Genomic DNA, 16,182 nt, shown 5'->3' on the forward strand with positions numbered 1-16,182 from the left:
AGCATGTATAACCGTAGCGGCACTCAGGCCTATGCGCAGGTCAGTCTGGAAAGCGGCGCCATGAGCGCCAGCCCGCACCAGTTAATCGTGATGTTGTTCGACGGGGCGCTCAGCGCCCTGCTTCGCGCACGCATCCTGATGAACCAGGGCGATATCGCCGGCAAAGGTATGGCGCTGTCCAAAGCCATCAACATCATCGACAACGGTCTGAAAAGCGGCCTCGATCCTCAGCAGGGCGGCGAGATCGCCGAAAACCTGGCGGCGTTGTACGACTATATGAAGCGTCGGCTGATGCAGGCCAACCTGCACAACGACGAAGCGGCGATCGCCGAAGTGGTCAAACTGCTGGAAAACATCGCCGACGCCTGGCGCCAGATTGGCCCTAACTACCAACCTTCGCAGGACGCCATGTAATGGAACGTCAACAGCAGCTGTTAGCCGCTTATCAACAAATTTATAGCCTGAGCAGCCAGATGATCGCGCTGGCGCAAACCGGGCGCTGGGAGGAGCTCGTCGAGCTCGAATTCGCTTACGTGACGGCGGTGGAAAAAACCGCCGCCTTCACCGGGCAAGCCGGCCCGTCAATGGCGCTGCAGGAAATGCTGCGCAATAAGCTGCAACAGATCCTCGACAACGAAACCGAGCTCAAACGTCTGTTACAGCAGCGGATGGATGAGCTGAAGATGCTGATCGAACAGTCCACGCGCCAGAACGTGGTCAACAATACCTACGGCCAGTTTCATGATCGTGCGCTGTTGCTGGGGGAACCACAGGTCCGATAAGATCGACAATACTGACGAAAATGGATTAAATAGCACTATGCGCTATTACTCTCGGGTTACGTTAGGATATTAATCTATGGCATTTGAATTATTCAGTTTATGGGTAATTGGTAAAATGCGCGCTTCGAGCCTGGCTCTCACTTTAATGGATAAACATTATCCCGACACGGACGTTTTCTGTTCAGCAGGAAATTGATTTTTGATAGATAAAACACGCCGCTGTGTTTCACGGCCCATGGAAAAATGTTGCTCCAACGCGGATCAAAGCGTAAAGATATTCTCAGATAATGGCTGCGAAATGAATATCGATGGAACGTACAATTAATCTCTGTCCAGGAATTGGCGCCTCAGCGCACATCATTCAGCATACTGAATTATTATTCCCTTCAGTCTATTTTGAGCAACCACATCTGTATCTGATACAACAAGGCCATAAGCGCGTACGCTGGCAACAACACGAGGTGGTGGCTCATGCCGGCGAGCTGTTGATTATCGACGGGGGGCAAACGGTGGATATTATTAATGGCCCATCCGCAGAAGGTGTTTTCAGCTGCCAGTTGCTGACCTGCGATCCACGGCTGCTCACGATTCAGCCTCCGGCTGAGGAAGCGCCGACGCCAATGCCGTTCGATGCCGTCCTGGCGCTGCGCAACCTGCCTTGCGCCCTGAAGCACAGTTTTGAGACGACCAGCCTGGCGCTGGCGCTCCGGCAGCGGTTTCCCACCATCATCGTGCGGCACAAAATGCTGGAAATTCTGCTGTGGCTGGCCCAGTTCGGCATTCGCTTCATCCACAACGAAGCCAAAGACCTCACCCAACGCGTGCGTCGCTGCCTGGCAACCGATCCGCACAGCATTTGGACGGCGGCCAAAGTGGCGGAGAGCCTGTCGATGAGTGAAGTGATGCTGCGCCGCAAACTGTCGATGGAAAATACCGCATTGCGTAATCTGATGATCGACGTGCGCATGAGTAGCGCGCTGGCCCTGCTGCAGTCGACCGACTGGCCGATCTCCGCCATTGCGCAACATGTCGGCTATGAAAGCGCATCACGTTTCGCCGAACGTTTTCGCAAACGTTTCGGTTTCGCCCCTACCGCTATTCGCGGTCATCAAAGGATTATGGAACCCGGCTCTCAAGGCATTGAGTCGCTGGTCGCCGGAGAAACCTAAATAGACGCGTAACAAAATGGCTTTATTTGACACAGATCCCTAACGATTGTCACACCGCCGAGATACGCTACGCAACGTTCATCCGCCGAAGAGCGAAATAAATGATGCGTAATGAAAAGCGATTATTTTCTCTAGCAATCACGTTGTTGGGGCTGTGGCTGTTGGTATTGTTGTATGAAGAAGACATGATGCGTTTACTTGCCGCACAATAAAACGGCCAGGCTTTTTATCGCCTGGTCAGACTTCAGTCCAGTTTAACCAGAACGCCAATTAATACGGCAAGTACCGTCAGCATTAAAATACTGATCAGACGCCATCTGGATTCGCTTTTCGTGCTCATTGACCTGCCTCGAATAATAACCCTACTAATCAGGCTATAATAAACGGTCACCTGCGTATTCAATAAGCCTGACAGCACCGTTTTCGCCCCTCTATTCGGTAGATTAGCGCCCATTCCTTGTCGGTTGCGACACCGGCCATTAGCACGGCAATACCGGTGGTGCCACAAGCGCCAATTTCCCCGGTAGCTCCGCCACCAGTTTTTCCACCGCCAGCCGCACCTTGAGCGGCTGGTAAGGCATATAGGGCCACACGGCATTCACCGGAAAACTGAGGCTGGATCCACCGCGCATGATTTCCACCAGCGTCCCTGCCATCAGCCGCTCGCGTACCAGCCACTCCGGCAGCCAGGCAATACCGGCTCCGGCGGAAACGGCATCGACGATCCCCTGCATGTCATCCATCATCATCTTGGCCGGTGGCCTGAACGACTGCAGCTCACCGTTTTCGCCGCGAAGTTGCCAGGGCAACACGGCGCCGGCGTGCAGATACCCCACCGCCTGGTGTTGGCTTAACGCGTCCAGCGTGCTCGGTTCACCACTGCGCCGCAGGTAGTCGGGCGAGGCGCACAGCAGCATGCCGTGTTCGCCCAAGCGCCGGGCAACCAAACTGCCGCTGTCCGCCAGTTCGCCGATGCGAACCGCCAGATCGAACCCCTCATCGATCAGATCGATCCTGCGGTCGTTGAACGAAATTTCCAGCGTCAGTAAGGGATGCTCATTCGCCAGTGCCGTCATCAAGGGTGCAATGCACAGATGGCCGAACAACACCGGCATCGAGATCCTGAGCCGGCCTCGGACCTGCATCTTGCCACTGTCCAACTGGTTTTCCGCCGCCTGAACGTTCGCCAACGCCTGCCGGCAGTGCTCGTAGTACAACGCCCCTTCATCCGTCAGGCTCAGGCTGCGCGTCGTGCGCATAAACAACATCACGCCCAGCCGCGCCTCCAGACGCGACACGATTTTGCTGACCGCAGAACGTGTCAGATGCAGTTTTTCTGCGGCGGCGGCAAAACTGCCGCCTTCCGCTACGGCAACAAACGCCGGCAGTGCGCTGAGATCGCTTTTCATCTTAATGCTTCCAAATTGGAATCAATCAAGTGAAAATCTATCACCACTGGTGAGAATCAGGCAATGGTAACCTGCAGTTATTCCGGAGTCCCGGTGAAAACCACAGATTACCGTCAGAGGACAACAGCATGAAAAAAATACTGGTACTCAAATCCAGCATTATGGGAAACGACTCGCAGACCAATAACCTGATTGACCACTATCTGGCGGCGCGTCGGGCCAAAGGATATGAAGATCAGATCGTCGAACACGATTTGACGGCCTTGGATCTGCCGGTATTGGACGGCGAGCTGTTCGATGCGCTGCGAGGCGCAGAAAACATCAGTCCACGCGCCAAAGCGACGGTAGCGCTCTCCGACCGGCTGATTGCCGAACTGAAAGGGAGCGATCTGCTGCTGATCGGCGCGCCGATGTATAACCTCAACGTTCCAACCCAGCTGAAAAACTGGTTCGATCTGGTGGCCCGCGCCCGGGTGACGTTCAACTATACCGCCACTTACCCAGTGGGGCTGGTAGAAGGCGTCAATGCGCTGGTATTCAGTTCACGCGGCGGCATACACGCCGGCCAGCCGACTGACGCCGTGACGCCGTACCTGCGCTCGGTGATGGGGCTGATGGGGATCGGCGACGTGCAGTTTATCTATGCCGAAGGGCTGGATATGAAACCGCACGGCCTCGCTCAGGGGTTGGCGAACGCCCGCGAGCGGATCGCAGAATTGGCAGGCTGAAGCAAACGCACAGCAGCATTGATTTGTTATAACATAACAAATATGATAACCGCGTCGGCACCACTTCGAGCGGGCGTCGACGCTCCTATATCACATACATAAATGTTTTATCGCACCTTCAGCCAGCTATTTCGATAGCTGGTTTTTTTTTGCCTATTGGCTGAAGTCGTGACTTCAGTATTGCCGGGCAGCGCGTTTCATTTCTCGCTCGCCGGGCGACTGCGTTTTCACCGACAGTGGCGCGACAAACGCTTTCCATTCTTTGCCGGCGTCCTGATGAGCCGCGTTTTTTTGTGCCGATGAATAGTCATCGTTTTGCCCGGCGCATCCAGACAACGCCATGATACCCAGAGCAAGATACAGCGATTTGTACATCATCCTATCCCGATAAATGACCGTCGCTATAGGGTAACAGCGCCGACCCAAATTTCACTGAAAAATGATCGGCACGTTCATCACACCGGCATATTCATAATATCCTGGTAGGCCGCCACCAGCTTGTTGCGCACCTGTACGCCCAGCTGTAAAGACACCGACGATTTCTGCAGATCGACCATCACATCGTTCAGGCTGATGCCCGGCACGCCCAGTTCGAAATCCTGCGCCTGTTTGCGCGCCGTTTGCTGGGTCTCGCTGATCTTGCCGAGCGCCGCGGTCAGTTCGCTGGCGAAGCTGACGCCCTGCGGCGCCGCATTCTGCCCCATCTTGCCGGCCTGAACCGCCATGGTCTGCATCTGCTGCAGTACCCCTTCAATGCCCTGAATCGCCATCTGATCCTCAATCATCTCGTCTCGCCGGGTAACGTTTTCACCCTGCACTTCTCCAATGATGCACACCCTAGCACAGCGTTTTCAGACCTAAAGCGGTTAATTAACTGCAAAAAACCCGGCTTATCGGGCAATCGGAATCGTCTGATAAGGCGAATAATGGCCTGCCCAGAAATGGGAGCGCCGCTATTTAGAAGATATGTGTATCAGGGAGTCTGTTTTGTCACACAACGCTAACCATACCGTTCATCAGCCTGGCAGGGAGCTGCTCAGCCGCCCATACGGGATCGTGAGCGCCATTGAAGGACGAGACCTAAAATGAGTGCTTCGATAACCGCCGGCGAAAGCCGCGACAACGGCCTGCAAGCCATCTGGAATCGTCTGCGCGCCAACCCGAAAATTCCGTTGCTGGTCGCCGCTTCCGCCGCGATCGCGATCGTCGTCGCGCTGCTGTTGTGGGTGAAAAGCCCCGACTACCGCGTGCTGTACAGCAATCTGAACGACCGCGACGGCGGCGCCATCGTCACCCAGCTGACGCAGATGAATATCCCTTATCGCTTTGCCGAAAATGGCGCAGCGCTGCTGATCCCGGCGGAAAAAGTGCATGAAACCCGTCTGCGCCTCGCGCAGCAAGGGCTGCCGAAAGGCGGCGCCGTCGGTTTCGAACTGCTGGATCAGGAAAAATTCGGCATCAGCCAGTTCAGCGAGCAGATCAACTATCAGCGCGCCCTTGAAGGCGAGCTGTCGCGCACCATCGAGTCGCTGGGGCCGGTGCAAAACGCCCGCGTTCACCTGGCGTTGCCGAAACCCTCGCTGTTCGTACGCGAACAGAAATCTCCTTCCGCGTCGGTGACGCTGACCCTGCAACCCGGCCGTGCGCTGGACGACGGCCAGATCAACGCCATCGTTTATATGGTTTCGAGCAGCGTCGCCGGCCTGCCGCCGGGCAACGTGACCGTGGTCGACCAGGCTGGCCGCCTGCTGACGCAGTCCGACGGCACCGGGCGCGATCTCAACGCCTCGCAGCTGAAATACGCCAACGAAGTGGAAAATGGCTTCCAGCGCCGCATCGAGGCGATCCTCGCCCCGGTGGTCGGCAGCGCCAACGTGCGCGCGCAGGTCACGGCGCAGATCGACTTCGCCACGCGCGAACAAACCGATGAACAGTACCAACCTAACCAACAGCCTGACAAAGCCGCTATTCGCTCTCAGCAAACCAGCCTGAGCGAGCAGATCGGCGGGCCACAGGTGGGCGGCGTGCCAGGCGCGCTGTCCAATCAGCCAAGCGCACCGGCCACCGCGCCGATTGAGACCGCCAAGCCGGCCAACGCCGCAGGCAACAATGCCAATGCCACCGCGCAAAACGCCGCAACCACCCGCAGCGCGGCGGCCAACGGCGTACCGCAAAATACCCGTCGCGACGCGACTACCAACTACGAACTCGACCGCACCATTCGCCACACCCAGCAAAAAGCCGGCGCCGTGCAGCGTCTGTCGGTCGCCGTGGTAGTCAACTACCTCGGCGTAGATAAAGACGGCAAACCGCAGCCGATGAGCAAAGAGCAGTTGGCGCAGATCGAAGCGCTGGTGCGTGAAGCGATGGGCTACTCCAGCAGCCGTGGCGATACCCTGAACGTGGTCAACACGCCGTTTACCGACAGTCAGGTGACCGGTGGCGAACTGCCGTTCTGGCAAAGCCAGTCGTTTATCGATCGCCTGATCGACGCAGGCCGCTATCTGCTGGTGCTGCTGGTGGCCTGGCTGCTGTGGCGCAAACTGGTGCGGCCACAGCTGCAACAGCGCCAGGCGGCGCAACAGGCCGCCATCGCCGCCGCCAATGCCCCTGCCGCCAAACCGGCCGACAGCGGCAAACCGAGCAACGAGGAGCTGGCGCAGCGTCGTAAATCGCAGCAGCGCGTCAGCGCAGAAGTCCAGAGCCAGCGGATCCGCGATCTGGCTGATAAAGACCCACGCGTGGTCGCTCTGGTAATCCGCCAATGGATGAGTAACGAGATATGAGCCTGACCGGAACCGACAAAAGCGCCATCTTGCTGATGACGCTGGGTGAAGATCGCGCGGCGGAGGTGTTCAAGCACCTCTCCTCGCGCGAAGTACAGCTGCTGAGCGGCACCATGGCCGGCATGAGCCAGGTTTCGCACAAACAGCTCGGCGAAGTACTGACCGAGTTTGAAGACGACGCCGAGCAATACGCGGCGCTGAGCGTCAACGCCAGCGACTATCTGCGCTCAGTGCTGGTCAAGGCCCTGGGCGAAGAGCGCGCCGCCAGCCTGCTGGAAGACATTCTCGAATCGCGCGAGACCACCACCGGCATGGAAACGCTCAACTTTATGGAGCCGCAGAGCGCTGCCGATCTGATCCGCGACGAACACCCGCAGATCATCGCCACTATTCTGGTGCACCTCAAACGCGGCCAGGCGGCGGATATCCTGGCCCTGTTCGACGAACGTCTGCGCAACGACGTGATGCTGCGTATCGCCACCTTCGGCGGCGTGCAGCCGGCGGCGTTGGCGGAGCTGACCGAAGTGCTGAACAACCTGCTCGACGGCCAGAACCTCAAGCGCAGCAAAATGGGCGGGGTGCGCACCGCCGCCGAGATCATCAACCTGATGAAAACCCAGCAGGAAGAAGCGGTCATCGACGCGATGCGCGAATACGACGGCGAGCTGGCACAGAAGATCATCGACGAGATGTTCCTGTTCGAAAACCTGGTGGAAGTCGACGATCGCAGCATCCAGCGTCTGCTGCAGGAAGTGGAAGGCGAGTCGCTGCTGATCGCATTGAAAGGCGCCGAACAGCCGCTGCGCGAGAAGTTCCTCAAGAACATGTCGCAACGCGCCGCCGACATCCTGCGCGACGATCTGGCCAACCGTGGGCCGGTGCGCATGTCGCAGGTGGAGAACGAGCAGAAAGCCATCCTGTTGGTAGTAAGACGCCTGGCGGAAACCGGCGAAATGATCATTGGCGGCGGCGAGGACACCTATGTCTGATCGCATTAACACCCTGCCCTGGCAGCCCTGGTCGCTCAACGATTTGGGTGAACAGAAACCGGCGTTCGACCTGCCGCCGCTGCCGGATCTCGAACAAAGCGATCCGTCGCCGGACGCGCAGGCCGAATTGCAACAGCAGCTGGCGACGCTGCGGCTGCAGGCTGAGCAACAGGGCCAGCAGTTGGGCTATGCCGACGGCCAGCAAAAAGGCTATGAAGCCGGTTTTCAGTCCGGTCTGGAAGAAGGCCGTCAGCAAGGGCTGCTGGAAGCGCAGCAGCAGCAACAGCCGCTGACCGCCCACTGGCAGCAGTTGGTTACCGAATTCCAGCACACGCTGGACGCGCTCGACAGCGTGATCGCTTCACGGTTGATGCAGCTGGCGTTGACCGCCGCCAAACAGGTGCTGGGCCAGCCGCCGGTGTGCGACGGCACCGCCCTGCTCGCGCAGATCCAACAGCTGATCCAGCAGGAGCCGATGTTCAACGGCAAGCCGCAGCTGCGGGTCCACCCGGACGACTACCCCCGCGTCGAGCAACAGTTGGGGGTTACCCTCAGCCTGCACGGCTGGCGCCTGTTGGCGGACGGCGAACTGCATCCGGGCGGCTGCAAGGTCAGCGCCGAGGAAGGCGATCTCGACGCCAGCCTGGCGACGCGCTGGCATGAACTGTGCCGCCTGGCGGCACCGGGAGAAGTCTGATGACCGCGCGTCTCGGCCGCTGGCTGAGTTCTCTGGATACGCTGGAAAAACGCATCGCCCGCGCGCCGACGGTGCGCCGCTACGGCCGCCTGACCCGCGCCACCGGGCTGGTGCTGGAGGCTACCGGCCTGCAGCTGCCGCTCGGCGCGACCTGCCTCATCGAACGGCACGACGCCGGTGAAGTGCAGGAAGTGGAAAGCGAAGTGGTCGGCTTCAACGGCCAGCGGCTGTTCCTGATGCCGCTGGAAGAAGTGGAAGGTATCGTGCCGGGCGCGCGGGTTTACGCCCGCATCGCGCCGGAAGGCCAAAGCGCCGGCAAACAGCTGCCGCTCGGCCCAGCCCTGTTGGGACGGGTGCTGGACGGCAGCGCCAAACCGCTCGACGGCCTGCCTTCACCGGAAACCGGTTACCGCGCGCCGCTGATCACCGCGCCGTTCAACCCCTTGCAGCGCACGCCGATCGAGCAGGTGCTGGACGTGGGGGTGCGCACCATCAACGGTCTGCTGACCGTCGGTCGCGGCCAGCGCATGGGCCTGTTCGCCGGCTCCGGCGTCGGCAAGAGCGTGTTGCTCGGCATGATGGCCCGTTATACCCAGGCGGATGTGATCGTCGTTGGCCTGATCGGCGAGCGCGGCCGCGAGGTCAAAGACTTTATCGAGAACATTCTCGGTGCCGAAGGCCGGGCGCGCTCGGTGGTGATCGCTGCGCCGGCGGACGTATCGCCGCTGCTGCGCATGCAGGGGGCGGCCTACGCCACCCGCATCGCCGAAGATTTCCGCGATCGCGGGCAGCACGTGTTGCTGATCATGGACTCCCTTACCCGCTACGCCATGGCGCAGCGTGAGATCGCCCTGGCCATCGGCGAACCGCCGGCGACCAAAGGCTATCCGCCTTCGGTCTTCGCCAAACTGCCTGCGCTGGTGGAACGCGCGGGTAACGGCATCAGCGGCGGCGGTTCCATTACCGCCTTCTACACCGTATTGACCGAAGGGGACGATCAGCAAGACCCGATCGCCGACTCGGCGCGCGCCATCCTCGACGGCCACGTGGTGCTGTCCCGGCGCCTGGCGGAAGCCGGCCATTACCCGGCTATCGACATCGAAGCGTCAATCAGCCGCGCCATGACGTCGCTGATCGACGAAGAGCATTATCGCCGGGTACGCACCTTCAAGCAGATGCTGGCCAGCTATCAGCGCAACCGCGATCTGATCAGCGTCGGCGCCTACGCGGCCGGCAGCGATCCGTTGCTGGACAAAGCGATGACGCTGTACCCGCAGATGGAAGCGTACCTGCAACAGGGCATCTTTGAACGCAGCGGCTACGATGAAGCCTGTCAACAGCTGCAGCAGTTGATTGTTTAACGTCACCAGAGGCGCACAGCGATGAAATCACAATCTCCCCTGATTACCCTGCGAGATCTGGCGCAGGATGCGGTGGAACAGGCCGCGCAACAGCTGGGCCAGGTACGGCAGGCGCAGCAGGCGGCAGAGCAACAGCTGTCGATGCTGCTCAACTATCAGGACGAATACCGCCAGAAGCTGAATCATACACTTTGCGACGGCATGGACAGCTCTAGCTGGCAAAACTACCAGCAGTTTATCGGCACGCTGGAACAGGCCATCGACCAGCACCGCCAGCAGCTGCTGCAGTGGGGGCAGAAAGTGGATCATGCGGTGAAGCAATGGCAAGACAAACAACAGCGGCTGAACGCTTTCGAGACCCTGCATACCCGCGCCTTAAATGCGGAGCAGCAGCAGGAGAACAAACGGGATCAAAAACTGATGGATGAGTTCGCTCAACGCAGTGCACAAAGGAATATCAACCCATGAATCTGAACGCCCTGCCCGGCCTGGCCTTACCCGGCGACGCCGGCGGCCTGGCCGAACTGACGTCGGCGCTGGATGAGAGCCAGTTGTCGTCGGCCTTCGCCCAGCTGCTCGGCGCACGTTTCGCGCCCGCCGCCGATGGCAAACAGCCGCCGGTCGCGCTGAGCGCGGACGAGGAACGCGCCCCGGCCCTGAGCCGCAACCAGCTCAATCAACTGCTAGCCACCTTCGGCGAGCGCGGCGGCCTGCTGCAGAACCCGGCCACCCCAGCCGATGCGCTTTCACCTGAAGGCGCCGAAGCCGAGGCACCCACCGCCGGCGACAAACCGGCGCAACCACCGATCGCCGCCGCCAAAGAGCTGGATGCCGCAACGCTGCAGGCGCTGTACGCCATGCTGCCGGCCGCGCTCGTCGCCCAGGCGCAACCGACCGAAGGCCAACGTTCGCTGCCGGTGGAAAACGCTGACGAGGCGACTGCACTGCTGCCCGGCAATGGCCTGCTGAACATTGCGGCGGCCGGTGATAAAACCGCCGCGCGTTCATCGGCATCCCCTGCTTCGTCGCTGACAGGGGCGAAAACGCCGGCCACCGGCGACGATAATGCCAAGGCGGCGCTCCCGCAACCGACCAGCGGTGAGCGCGCAAGTACCGCACAGCCGCTGCCGGCGAGCGATGCGCAGCAGCAACCGACGCTCAACCATGCCGTCGCCCTGGCCGCCGCCAGCCCAACGCAAACGGCCGCACCGGCCAGCGCACTGGTGACCGCACCGCCTACGCCGCAGCTCAACGCGCAGCTGGGCAGCCCGGAATGGCAGCAGGCGTTGAACCAACAGGTGCTGATGTTCCACCGCAACGGCCAGCAAAGTGCCGAGCTGCGCCTGCACCCGCAGGAGCTGGGCGCCTTGCAGATCACGCTGAAACTGGACGATCAGCAGGCGCAATTGCACATTGCCTCCGCCCACGGTCAGGTGCGCGCGGCGGTGGAAGCAGCGATGCCGCAGCTGCGTCACGCGCTGGCGGAGAGCGGCATCAACCTGGGGCAAAGCAGCGTGGGCGGCGAGTCCACCCCGCAATGGCAACAGGGGCAGCAGCAGGCGTCCAACGGCCAGGGGCGTTCCAGCTATGCTGAACATGCTGGCGGTGAGGCTGCGGCCGCCGACGGCGTCAGCGCGCCGGTGGCGCTGCAGCGCATGGCCAGTGCGGTCAACGGCGTCGATATTTTCGCCTGAGCCGCCGCAAACGCCCAAGCTGGCACCCATTTGCGCGTCTATTCAGGCTATTGCACGCCGTGATAGACGCGATAATACCTTTACATGTCATGCGTGCGGCTTTGCCGCGCGCCATGCCCGCCGCCTCGCAGGCTGCGGGTGGAACAACAGGAATTAGATTTGGCTATGTCTCAGAACACCCTTCCGGCAGCACCGAAACGCTCCCTTCTGGTCATCCTGCTGGTATTGATCAGCGTCGTCGCCTGTGGCGCCGCGGGCTACAGCTGGTGGCTGCTGCAACAGCATAAAAACGGCGCCGAACCGGCCGCCGTCAAACAGCAACCGCCGGCCGCGCCGGTGTTCATGCCGCTCGACACCTTTACCGTCAACCTGGTGACGCCGGACAACAACCCGGATCGCGTGCTGTATATCGGCCTCACGCTGCGTCTGCCGGACGAAAGTACCCGCCGTCAGCTGAACGATTTTCTGCCGGAAGTGCGCAGCCGCTTGCTGATGCTGCTCTCCCGTCAGGAAGCGGGCCAGCTGGCCAATGAACAAGGGAAGCAACAGCTGGTGGCGCAGATTAAGGACGTGCTCAGCCCGCCGCTGGTTAAGGGACAACCGAAGCAGGTGGTCAGCGACGTGCTGTTCACCGCCTTCATACTGCGGTAATCACTATGGGCGATAGCATTCTTTCACAGGCAGAGATCGACGCCTTGCTCAACGGCGACAGCGCGGGTGATGAACCCGAAGCGATAGTCGGCAAAGAGAGCGAGGTTAAGCCTTACGATCCGAACACCCAGCGCCGCGTGGTGCGCGAGCGCCTGCACGCGCTGGAAATCATCAACGAACGTTTTGCCCGGCAGTTCCGCATGGGGTTGTTCAACCTGCTGCGCCGCAGCCCGGACATTACCGTCGGCCCGATCAAAATCCAGCCGTATCACGAGTTCGCCCGCAACCTGCCGGTGCCGACCAACCTGAACCTGGTGCATTTGAATCCGCTGCGCGGCACTGCCCTGTTCGTGTTCGCGCCGAGTCTGGTGTTCATCGCCGTCGACAACCTGTTCGGCGGCGACGGCCGCTTCCCGACCAAAGTCGAAGGCCGCGAATTCACCCCGACCGAACAGCGGGTGATCAAACGCATGCTGCGCCTGGCGCTGGACGCCTATGGCGACGCCTGGAGCGCCATCTACAAGATCGACGTGGAGTACGTGCGTGCCGAAATGCAGGTGAAGTTCACCAACATCACCACCTCGCCGAACGACATCGTGGTCACCACGCCGTTCCAGGTAGAGATCGGCGCGCTGACCGGCGAGTTCAACATCTGCATTCCGTTCGCGATGATCGAACCGCTGCGCGAGCTGTTGACCAACCCGCCGCTGGAAAATTCGCGGCAGGAAGACAGCCACTGGCGCGAAACGCTGGTGAAGCAGGTGCAGCACTCCGAACTGGAGCTGATCGCCAACTTCGTCGATATCCCGATGCGGCTGTCGAAAGTCCTGAAGCTGCAACCGGGCGATGTATTACCGATAGACAAGCCGGAACGCCTGATCGCCCATGTGGACGGCGTACCGGTTCTGACCAGCCAATACGGCACGTTAAACGGGCAATATGCCCTGCGTGTTGAACATTTGATTAACCCTATTTTGAATGCTCTGAGTGAGGAACAGCCCAATGAGTGATCCTAAGCAACCGTCTGGCGAAGGAAAGGAATCCGTAGACGATCTGTGGGCTGATGCGTTTAACGAGCAGCAGTCGACAGAGAAATCCGGCGCGAGCACCGAAGGGGTGTTCAAGTCGCTGGAAGCTCAGGATGCGCTCGGCAGCCTGCAGGATATCGACCTGATCCTGGATATTCCGGTCAAGCTGACCGTGGAACTGGGGCGCACCAAGATGACCATCAAAGAGCTGCTGCGCCTGTCGCAAGGCTCGGTGGTGGCGCTGGACGGCCTGGCCGGCGAGCCGCTGGACATCCTGATCAACGGTTACCTGATCGCACAAGGTGAAGTGGTGGTGGTGGCCGACAAGTTCGGTGTGCGCATCACCGACATTATCACCCCGTCCGAACGCATGCGTCGACTGAGCCGCTGATGACCGTTGCGGCGCCCGTAACCGTTCAAAGCAGCCAATCCCCCGCCGCGCCGGCCCTGCCGGCCGGTTCGGTGTTGATGCAGGTCAGCAGCGCGCTCGGCGGCATTCTGCTGCTGATCCTGCTGGCCGGTTGGCTGTTCCGTCGGCTGGGTTTCGCCCCGCAGGCGCGCAACAACAAACTGCTCAACCTGCGCGCCAGTTGCCAGGTCGGGCAGCGCGAGCGCGTGGTGGTGGTGGAAGTCGATGACACCTTGCTGGTACTGGGCGTCACCGCCCAGCAGATCACCCCGCTGCACACCCTGCCCGCCCCGCCGAAAGACGAGGGCGCGGCCGACGTGGCGACGCCGGCGGACTTCCGCCAACTGATGCAAAAAGTTCTGAAACGCCCGGAAAAATCGGCATGACCTCGACTCTTCATACCCTCGTCCGCCGTCCGGCGGTTTGGCTCCCTGCCACCCTGCTGTTCATCAGCCCGGCGGCTTTGGCACAACTGCCGGGGCTGATCAGTCAGCCGCTGGCCAATGGCGGCCAAAGCTGGTCGCTGCCGGTGCAGACGCTGGTTCTGTTGACCTCGCTGACCTTCCTGCCGGCCATGCTGCTGATGATGACCAGCTTCACCCGCATCATCATCGTGCTCGGCCTGCTGCGCAACGCGCTGGGCACGCCTTCGGCGCCGCCGAACCAGGTGATGCTGGGGCTGGCGTTGTTCCTGACCTTCTTCATCATGTCGCCGGTGTTCGACAAGGTTTATCAGGACGCCTACCTGCCGTTCAGCCAGGACAAAATCGGGCTGGAAGTCGCGCTGGATAAAGGCGCGCAGCCGCTGCGCGAATTCATGCTGCGCCAAACGCGCGAAACCGATCTCGCGCTGTACGCCAGACTGGCCAATCAGCCGCCGCTGGCCGGCCCTGAGGCGGTGCCGATGCGCATCCTGCTGCCCGCCTACGTCACCAGCGAACTGAAAACCGCCTTCCAGATCGGCTTTACGGTGTTCATTCCGTTCCTGATTATCGACCTGGTGGTCGCCAGCGTGCTGATGGCGCTGGGGATGATGATGGTGCCGCCCGCCACCATCTCGCTGCCGTTCAAGCTGATGCTGTTCGTGCTGGTCGATGGCTGGCAGCTGCTGCTCGGCTCGCTGGCGCAGAGCTTCTATTCGTAACCCCTGACCGGAGAACGCGAGATGACACCTGAATCGGTTATGGCGCTCGGCACCGAAGCGATGAAAGTCGCGCTGGCGCTGGCCGCCCCGCTGCTGCTGGCGGCGCTGATCAGCGGCCTGGTCGTCAGCCTGCTGCAGGCCGCCACCCAGATCAACGAAATGACACTGTCGTTCATCCCTAAAATTCTGGCGGTGGTGGCCACCATCATCATCGCCGGTCCCTGGATGTTGAATCTGTTGCTGGACTACATGCGCACTCTGTTCAGCAACCTGCCCACCCTGATCGGCTGACCGTGCTCACCTTCGACAGCGCCCAGCTCACCGTCTGGCTCAGCCACTATTTTTGGCCGCTGCTGCGCATTCTGGCGCTGATCAGCACCGCGCCGATATTCAGCGAAAAACAAATCAGCAAAAAGGTCAAAATCGGCCTTGGCGGGCTGATCGTCATCCTGATCGCGCCGACGCTGCCCGCCAGCAATATCCCGATCTTCTCCGCCGCCGGCCTGTGGCTGGCGGTTCAACAGATTCTGATCGGCGTGGCGCTGGGATTGACCATGCAGTTCGCCTTCGCGGCGGTGCGCCTGGCGGGCGAAGTGATCGGCATGCAGATGGGCCTGTCGTTCGCCACCTTCTTCGATCCCAGCGGCGGCCCGAACATGCCGGTGCTGGCGCGCCTGCTTAACCTGCTGGCGATGCTGCTGTTCCTCAGCTTCGACGGCCATCTGTGGCTGATTTCACTGCTGGCGGACAGCTTCCATACCCTGCCTATCCAAACGCAGCCGCTGAACGGCAACGGCTTCCTGGTGTTGACCCAGGTTGGCTCGCTGATTTTCATCAACGGCATGATGCTGGCGCTGCCGCTGATCTGCCTGCTGTTGACGCTGAACATGGCGCTCGGCCTGCTCAATCGCATGACCCCGCAGCTGTCGGTCTTCGTGATCGGTTTCCCGGTCACCATGACCTTCGGCATCATGACGCTGGGTATGATGATGCCGATGCTGGCGCCGTTCTGTGAACATCTGTTCGGTGAAATCTTCGATCGACTGGCGGCGGTAATCGGCGGCATGACCTTCTAAGCCCCTGCAACGCCCCTCCCTTTCCCCCTTATCTGCCTGAGACAAAATGGCAATAAAAACGCTTTCTTGGGACAAAAGCCTGAGAAACGCCTTTTATCCGGATTAAGGTTCAAATGTCTCCGGCGGCTTGAATAAATAAAACCCCGACCTAGAATAGACCCGGCAACAGAAATATCGCTTGTACCACGCTAGCCATCAGCGGCGATAAAAACGCTGACTCCCAATTGGAAATAAAAAATAACGCAGTCACGCAGGGTAA

General features: G+C 60.4%; 20 protein-coding genes. 17 read left to right on the top strand and 3 right to left on the bottom strand.

Features of this window, described 5'->3' with window-relative positions:
- The first annotated feature begins 3 nt into the window (after window positions 1-3).
- The 3 genes from fliS to ACJ8IL_RS02920 all read left to right on the top strand — a co-directional run bounded on the left by fliS (window position 4) and on the right by ACJ8IL_RS02920 (window position 1,951).
- The gene (fliS, locus tag ACJ8IL_RS02910) at window positions 4-414 is read left to right on the top strand and encodes a flagellar export chaperone FliS (RefSeq protein WP_025303243.1); all 411 of its coding nucleotides are present in this window, start codon (window positions 4-6) and stop codon (window positions 412-414) included.
- Window positions 414-782 carry a flagella biosynthesis regulatory protein FliT gene (gene fliT / locus ACJ8IL_RS02915; protein ID WP_004934765.1) on the top strand — a complete coding sequence of 123 codons (369 nt, stop codon included), beginning with the start codon at window positions 414-416 and terminating at the stop codon, window positions 780-782. The genes fliS and fliT overlap by 1 nt, the downstream gene beginning before the upstream one ends.
- 308 nt (window positions 783-1,090) lie before the next feature.
- Complete coding sequence (locus ACJ8IL_RS02920; protein WP_025303244.1) at window positions 1,091-1,951, top strand: helix-turn-helix transcriptional regulator; 861 nt, start codon at window positions 1,091-1,093, stop codon at window positions 1,949-1,951.
- Between the two features lie 479 nt (window positions 1,952-2,430).
- Here ACJ8IL_RS02920 and ACJ8IL_RS02925 read toward each other — a convergent pair whose 3' ends face one another.
- Complete coding sequence (locus ACJ8IL_RS02925) at window positions 2,431-3,360, bottom strand: LysR family transcriptional regulator (protein WP_025303245.1); 930 nt, start codon at window positions 3,358-3,360, stop codon at window positions 2,431-2,433.
- A gap of 128 nt (window positions 3,361-3,488) precedes the next feature.
- Here ACJ8IL_RS02925 and ACJ8IL_RS02930 point away from each other — a divergent pair, with 128 nt between their 5' ends.
- Window positions 3,489-4,088 carry an FMN-dependent NADH-azoreductase gene (locus ACJ8IL_RS02930; protein WP_025303246.1) on the top strand — a complete coding sequence of 200 codons (600 nt, stop codon included), beginning with the start codon at window positions 3,489-3,491 and terminating at the stop codon, window positions 4,086-4,088.
- A gap of 174 nt (window positions 4,089-4,262) precedes the next feature.
- On the opposite strand, the gene ACJ8IL_RS02935 is transcribed toward ACJ8IL_RS02930, so the two are convergent.
- The gene (locus ACJ8IL_RS02935; protein ID WP_141998313.1) at window positions 4,263-4,466 is read right to left on the bottom strand and encodes a hypothetical protein; all 204 of its coding nucleotides are present in this window, start codon (window positions 4,464-4,466) and stop codon (window positions 4,263-4,265) included.
- A 77-nt stretch (window positions 4,467-4,543) separates the two neighbouring features.
- The gene (fliE, locus tag ACJ8IL_RS02940; protein WP_025159836.1) at window positions 4,544-4,858 is read right to left on the bottom strand and encodes a flagellar hook-basal body complex protein FliE; all 315 of its coding nucleotides are present in this window, start codon (window positions 4,856-4,858) and stop codon (window positions 4,544-4,546) included.
- Between the two features lie 315 nt (window positions 4,859-5,173).
- Here fliE and fliF point away from each other — a divergent pair, with 315 nt between their 5' ends.
- From fliF to fliR, 13 genes are all read left to right on the top strand, one after another.
- A complete protein-coding gene (gene fliF / locus ACJ8IL_RS02945) occupies window positions 5,174-6,874 on the top strand; it encodes a flagellar basal-body MS-ring/collar protein FliF (RefSeq protein WP_442516330.1) in 1,701 nt (566 codons plus the stop codon).
- A complete protein-coding gene (gene fliG, locus ACJ8IL_RS02950) occupies window positions 6,871-7,863 on the top strand; it encodes a flagellar motor switch protein FliG (protein WP_025303249.1) in 993 nt (330 codons plus the stop codon). The genes fliF and fliG overlap by 4 nt, the downstream gene beginning before the upstream one ends.
- Complete coding sequence (gene fliH / locus ACJ8IL_RS02955; protein ID WP_025303250.1) at window positions 7,856-8,560, top strand: flagellar assembly protein FliH; 705 nt, start codon at window positions 7,856-7,858, stop codon at window positions 8,558-8,560. Before fliG ends, fliH begins: the two co-directional genes overlap by 8 nt.
- The gene (gene fliI, locus ACJ8IL_RS02960) at window positions 8,560-9,921 is read left to right on the top strand and encodes a flagellar protein export ATPase FliI (protein ID WP_004934781.1); all 1,362 of its coding nucleotides are present in this window, start codon (window positions 8,560-8,562) and stop codon (window positions 9,919-9,921) included. Before fliH ends, fliI begins: the two co-directional genes overlap by 1 nt.
- A 21-nt stretch (window positions 9,922-9,942) precedes the next feature.
- Window positions 9,943-10,389 (top strand): flagellar export protein FliJ, encoded by a 447-nt coding sequence (fliJ, locus tag ACJ8IL_RS02965; protein WP_043138615.1) that lies wholly within the window; start codon window positions 9,943-9,945, stop codon window positions 10,387-10,389.
- The gene (locus ACJ8IL_RS02970) at window positions 10,386-11,615 is read left to right on the top strand and encodes a flagellar hook-length control protein FliK (RefSeq protein WP_197810636.1); all 1,230 of its coding nucleotides are present in this window, start codon (window positions 10,386-10,388) and stop codon (window positions 11,613-11,615) included. Before fliJ ends, ACJ8IL_RS02970 begins: the two co-directional genes overlap by 4 nt.
- 165 nt (window positions 11,616-11,780) lie before the next feature.
- Window positions 11,781-12,266 (top strand): flagellar basal body-associated protein FliL, encoded by a 486-nt coding sequence (gene fliL / locus ACJ8IL_RS02975; protein ID WP_025303253.1) that lies wholly within the window; start codon window positions 11,781-11,783, stop codon window positions 12,264-12,266.
- Window positions 12,267-12,271: 5 nt separating this feature from the next.
- Complete coding sequence (gene fliM, locus ACJ8IL_RS02980; RefSeq protein ID WP_025303254.1) at window positions 12,272-13,276, top strand: flagellar motor switch protein FliM; 1,005 nt, start codon at window positions 12,272-12,274, stop codon at window positions 13,274-13,276.
- The gene (fliN, locus tag ACJ8IL_RS02985; RefSeq protein WP_038876868.1) at window positions 13,269-13,685 is read left to right on the top strand and encodes a flagellar motor switch protein FliN; all 417 of its coding nucleotides are present in this window, start codon (window positions 13,269-13,271) and stop codon (window positions 13,683-13,685) included. The genes fliM and fliN overlap by 8 nt, the downstream gene beginning before the upstream one ends.
- Entirely contained in the window at window positions 13,685-14,089 is a 405-nt protein-coding gene (fliO, locus tag ACJ8IL_RS02990) for a flagellar biosynthetic protein FliO (protein ID WP_025303256.1), read from the top strand. Before fliN ends, fliO begins: the two co-directional genes overlap by 1 nt.
- The gene (gene fliP, locus ACJ8IL_RS02995) at window positions 14,086-14,847 is read left to right on the top strand and encodes a flagellar type III secretion system pore protein FliP (RefSeq protein WP_252189093.1); all 762 of its coding nucleotides are present in this window, start codon (window positions 14,086-14,088) and stop codon (window positions 14,845-14,847) included. Before fliO ends, fliP begins: the two co-directional genes overlap by 4 nt.
- Before the next feature lie 21 nt (window positions 14,848-14,868).
- On the top strand, window positions 14,869-15,138 hold the full coding sequence (gene fliQ / locus ACJ8IL_RS03000; RefSeq protein ID WP_004934803.1) for a flagellar biosynthesis protein FliQ: 270 nt from the start codon (window positions 14,869-14,871) through the stop codon (window positions 15,136-15,138).
- A gap of 2 nt (window positions 15,139-15,140) precedes the next feature.
- Entirely contained in the window at window positions 15,141-15,923 is a 783-nt protein-coding gene (gene fliR, locus ACJ8IL_RS03005; protein WP_043138626.1) for a flagellar biosynthetic protein FliR, read from the top strand.
- Window positions 15,924-16,182 lie beyond the last annotated feature (259 nt).

This window comes from Serratia sp. CY47444 (assembly GCF_052168635.1).
Classification (GTDB): domain Bacteria; phylum Pseudomonadota; class Gammaproteobacteria; order Enterobacterales; family Enterobacteriaceae; genus Serratia; species Serratia bockelmannii.

Coding starts and splice junctions, on each gene's coding strand:
- fliS (WP_025303243.1), top strand. CDS start 4: ATGTATAACCGTAGCGGCACTCAGGCCTATGCGCAGGTCAGTCTGGAA.
- fliT (WP_004934765.1), top strand. CDS start 414: ATGGAACGTCAACAGCAGCTGTTAGCCGCTTATCAACAAATTTATAGC.
- ACJ8IL_RS02920 (WP_025303244.1), top strand. CDS start 1,091: ATGGAACGTACAATTAATCTCTGTCCAGGAATTGGCGCCTCAGCGCAC.
- ACJ8IL_RS02925 (WP_025303245.1), bottom strand. CDS start 3,360: ATGAAAAGCGATCTCAGCGCACTGCCGGCGTTTGTTGCCGTAGCGGAA.
- ACJ8IL_RS02930 (WP_025303246.1), top strand. CDS start 3,489: ATGAAAAAAATACTGGTACTCAAATCCAGCATTATGGGAAACGACTCG.
- ACJ8IL_RS02935 (WP_141998313.1), bottom strand. CDS start 4,466: ATGATGTACAAATCGCTGTATCTTGCTCTGGGTATCATGGCGTTGTCT.
- fliE (WP_025159836.1), bottom strand. CDS start 4,858: ATGGCGATTCAGGGCATTGAAGGGGTACTGCAGCAGATGCAGACCATG.
- fliF (WP_442516330.1), top strand. CDS start 5,174: ATGAGTGCTTCGATAACCGCCGGCGAAAGCCGCGACAACGGCCTGCAA.
- fliG (WP_025303249.1), top strand. CDS start 6,871: ATGAGCCTGACCGGAACCGACAAAAGCGCCATCTTGCTGATGACGCTG.
- fliH (WP_025303250.1), top strand. CDS start 7,856: ATGTCTGATCGCATTAACACCCTGCCCTGGCAGCCCTGGTCGCTCAAC.
- fliI (WP_004934781.1), top strand. CDS start 8,560: ATGACCGCGCGTCTCGGCCGCTGGCTGAGTTCTCTGGATACGCTGGAA.
- fliJ (WP_043138615.1), top strand. CDS start 9,943: ATGAAATCACAATCTCCCCTGATTACCCTGCGAGATCTGGCGCAGGAT.
- ACJ8IL_RS02970 (WP_197810636.1), top strand. CDS start 10,386: ATGAATCTGAACGCCCTGCCCGGCCTGGCCTTACCCGGCGACGCCGGC.
- fliL (WP_025303253.1), top strand. CDS start 11,781: ATGTCTCAGAACACCCTTCCGGCAGCACCGAAACGCTCCCTTCTGGTC.
- fliM (WP_025303254.1), top strand. CDS start 12,272: ATGGGCGATAGCATTCTTTCACAGGCAGAGATCGACGCCTTGCTCAAC.
- fliN (WP_038876868.1), top strand. CDS start 13,269: ATGAGTGATCCTAAGCAACCGTCTGGCGAAGGAAAGGAATCCGTAGAC.
- fliO (WP_025303256.1), top strand. CDS start 13,685: ATGACCGTTGCGGCGCCCGTAACCGTTCAAAGCAGCCAATCCCCCGCC.
- fliP (WP_252189093.1), top strand. CDS start 14,086: ATGACCTCGACTCTTCATACCCTCGTCCGCCGTCCGGCGGTTTGGCTC.
- fliQ (WP_004934803.1), top strand. CDS start 14,869: ATGACACCTGAATCGGTTATGGCGCTCGGCACCGAAGCGATGAAAGTC.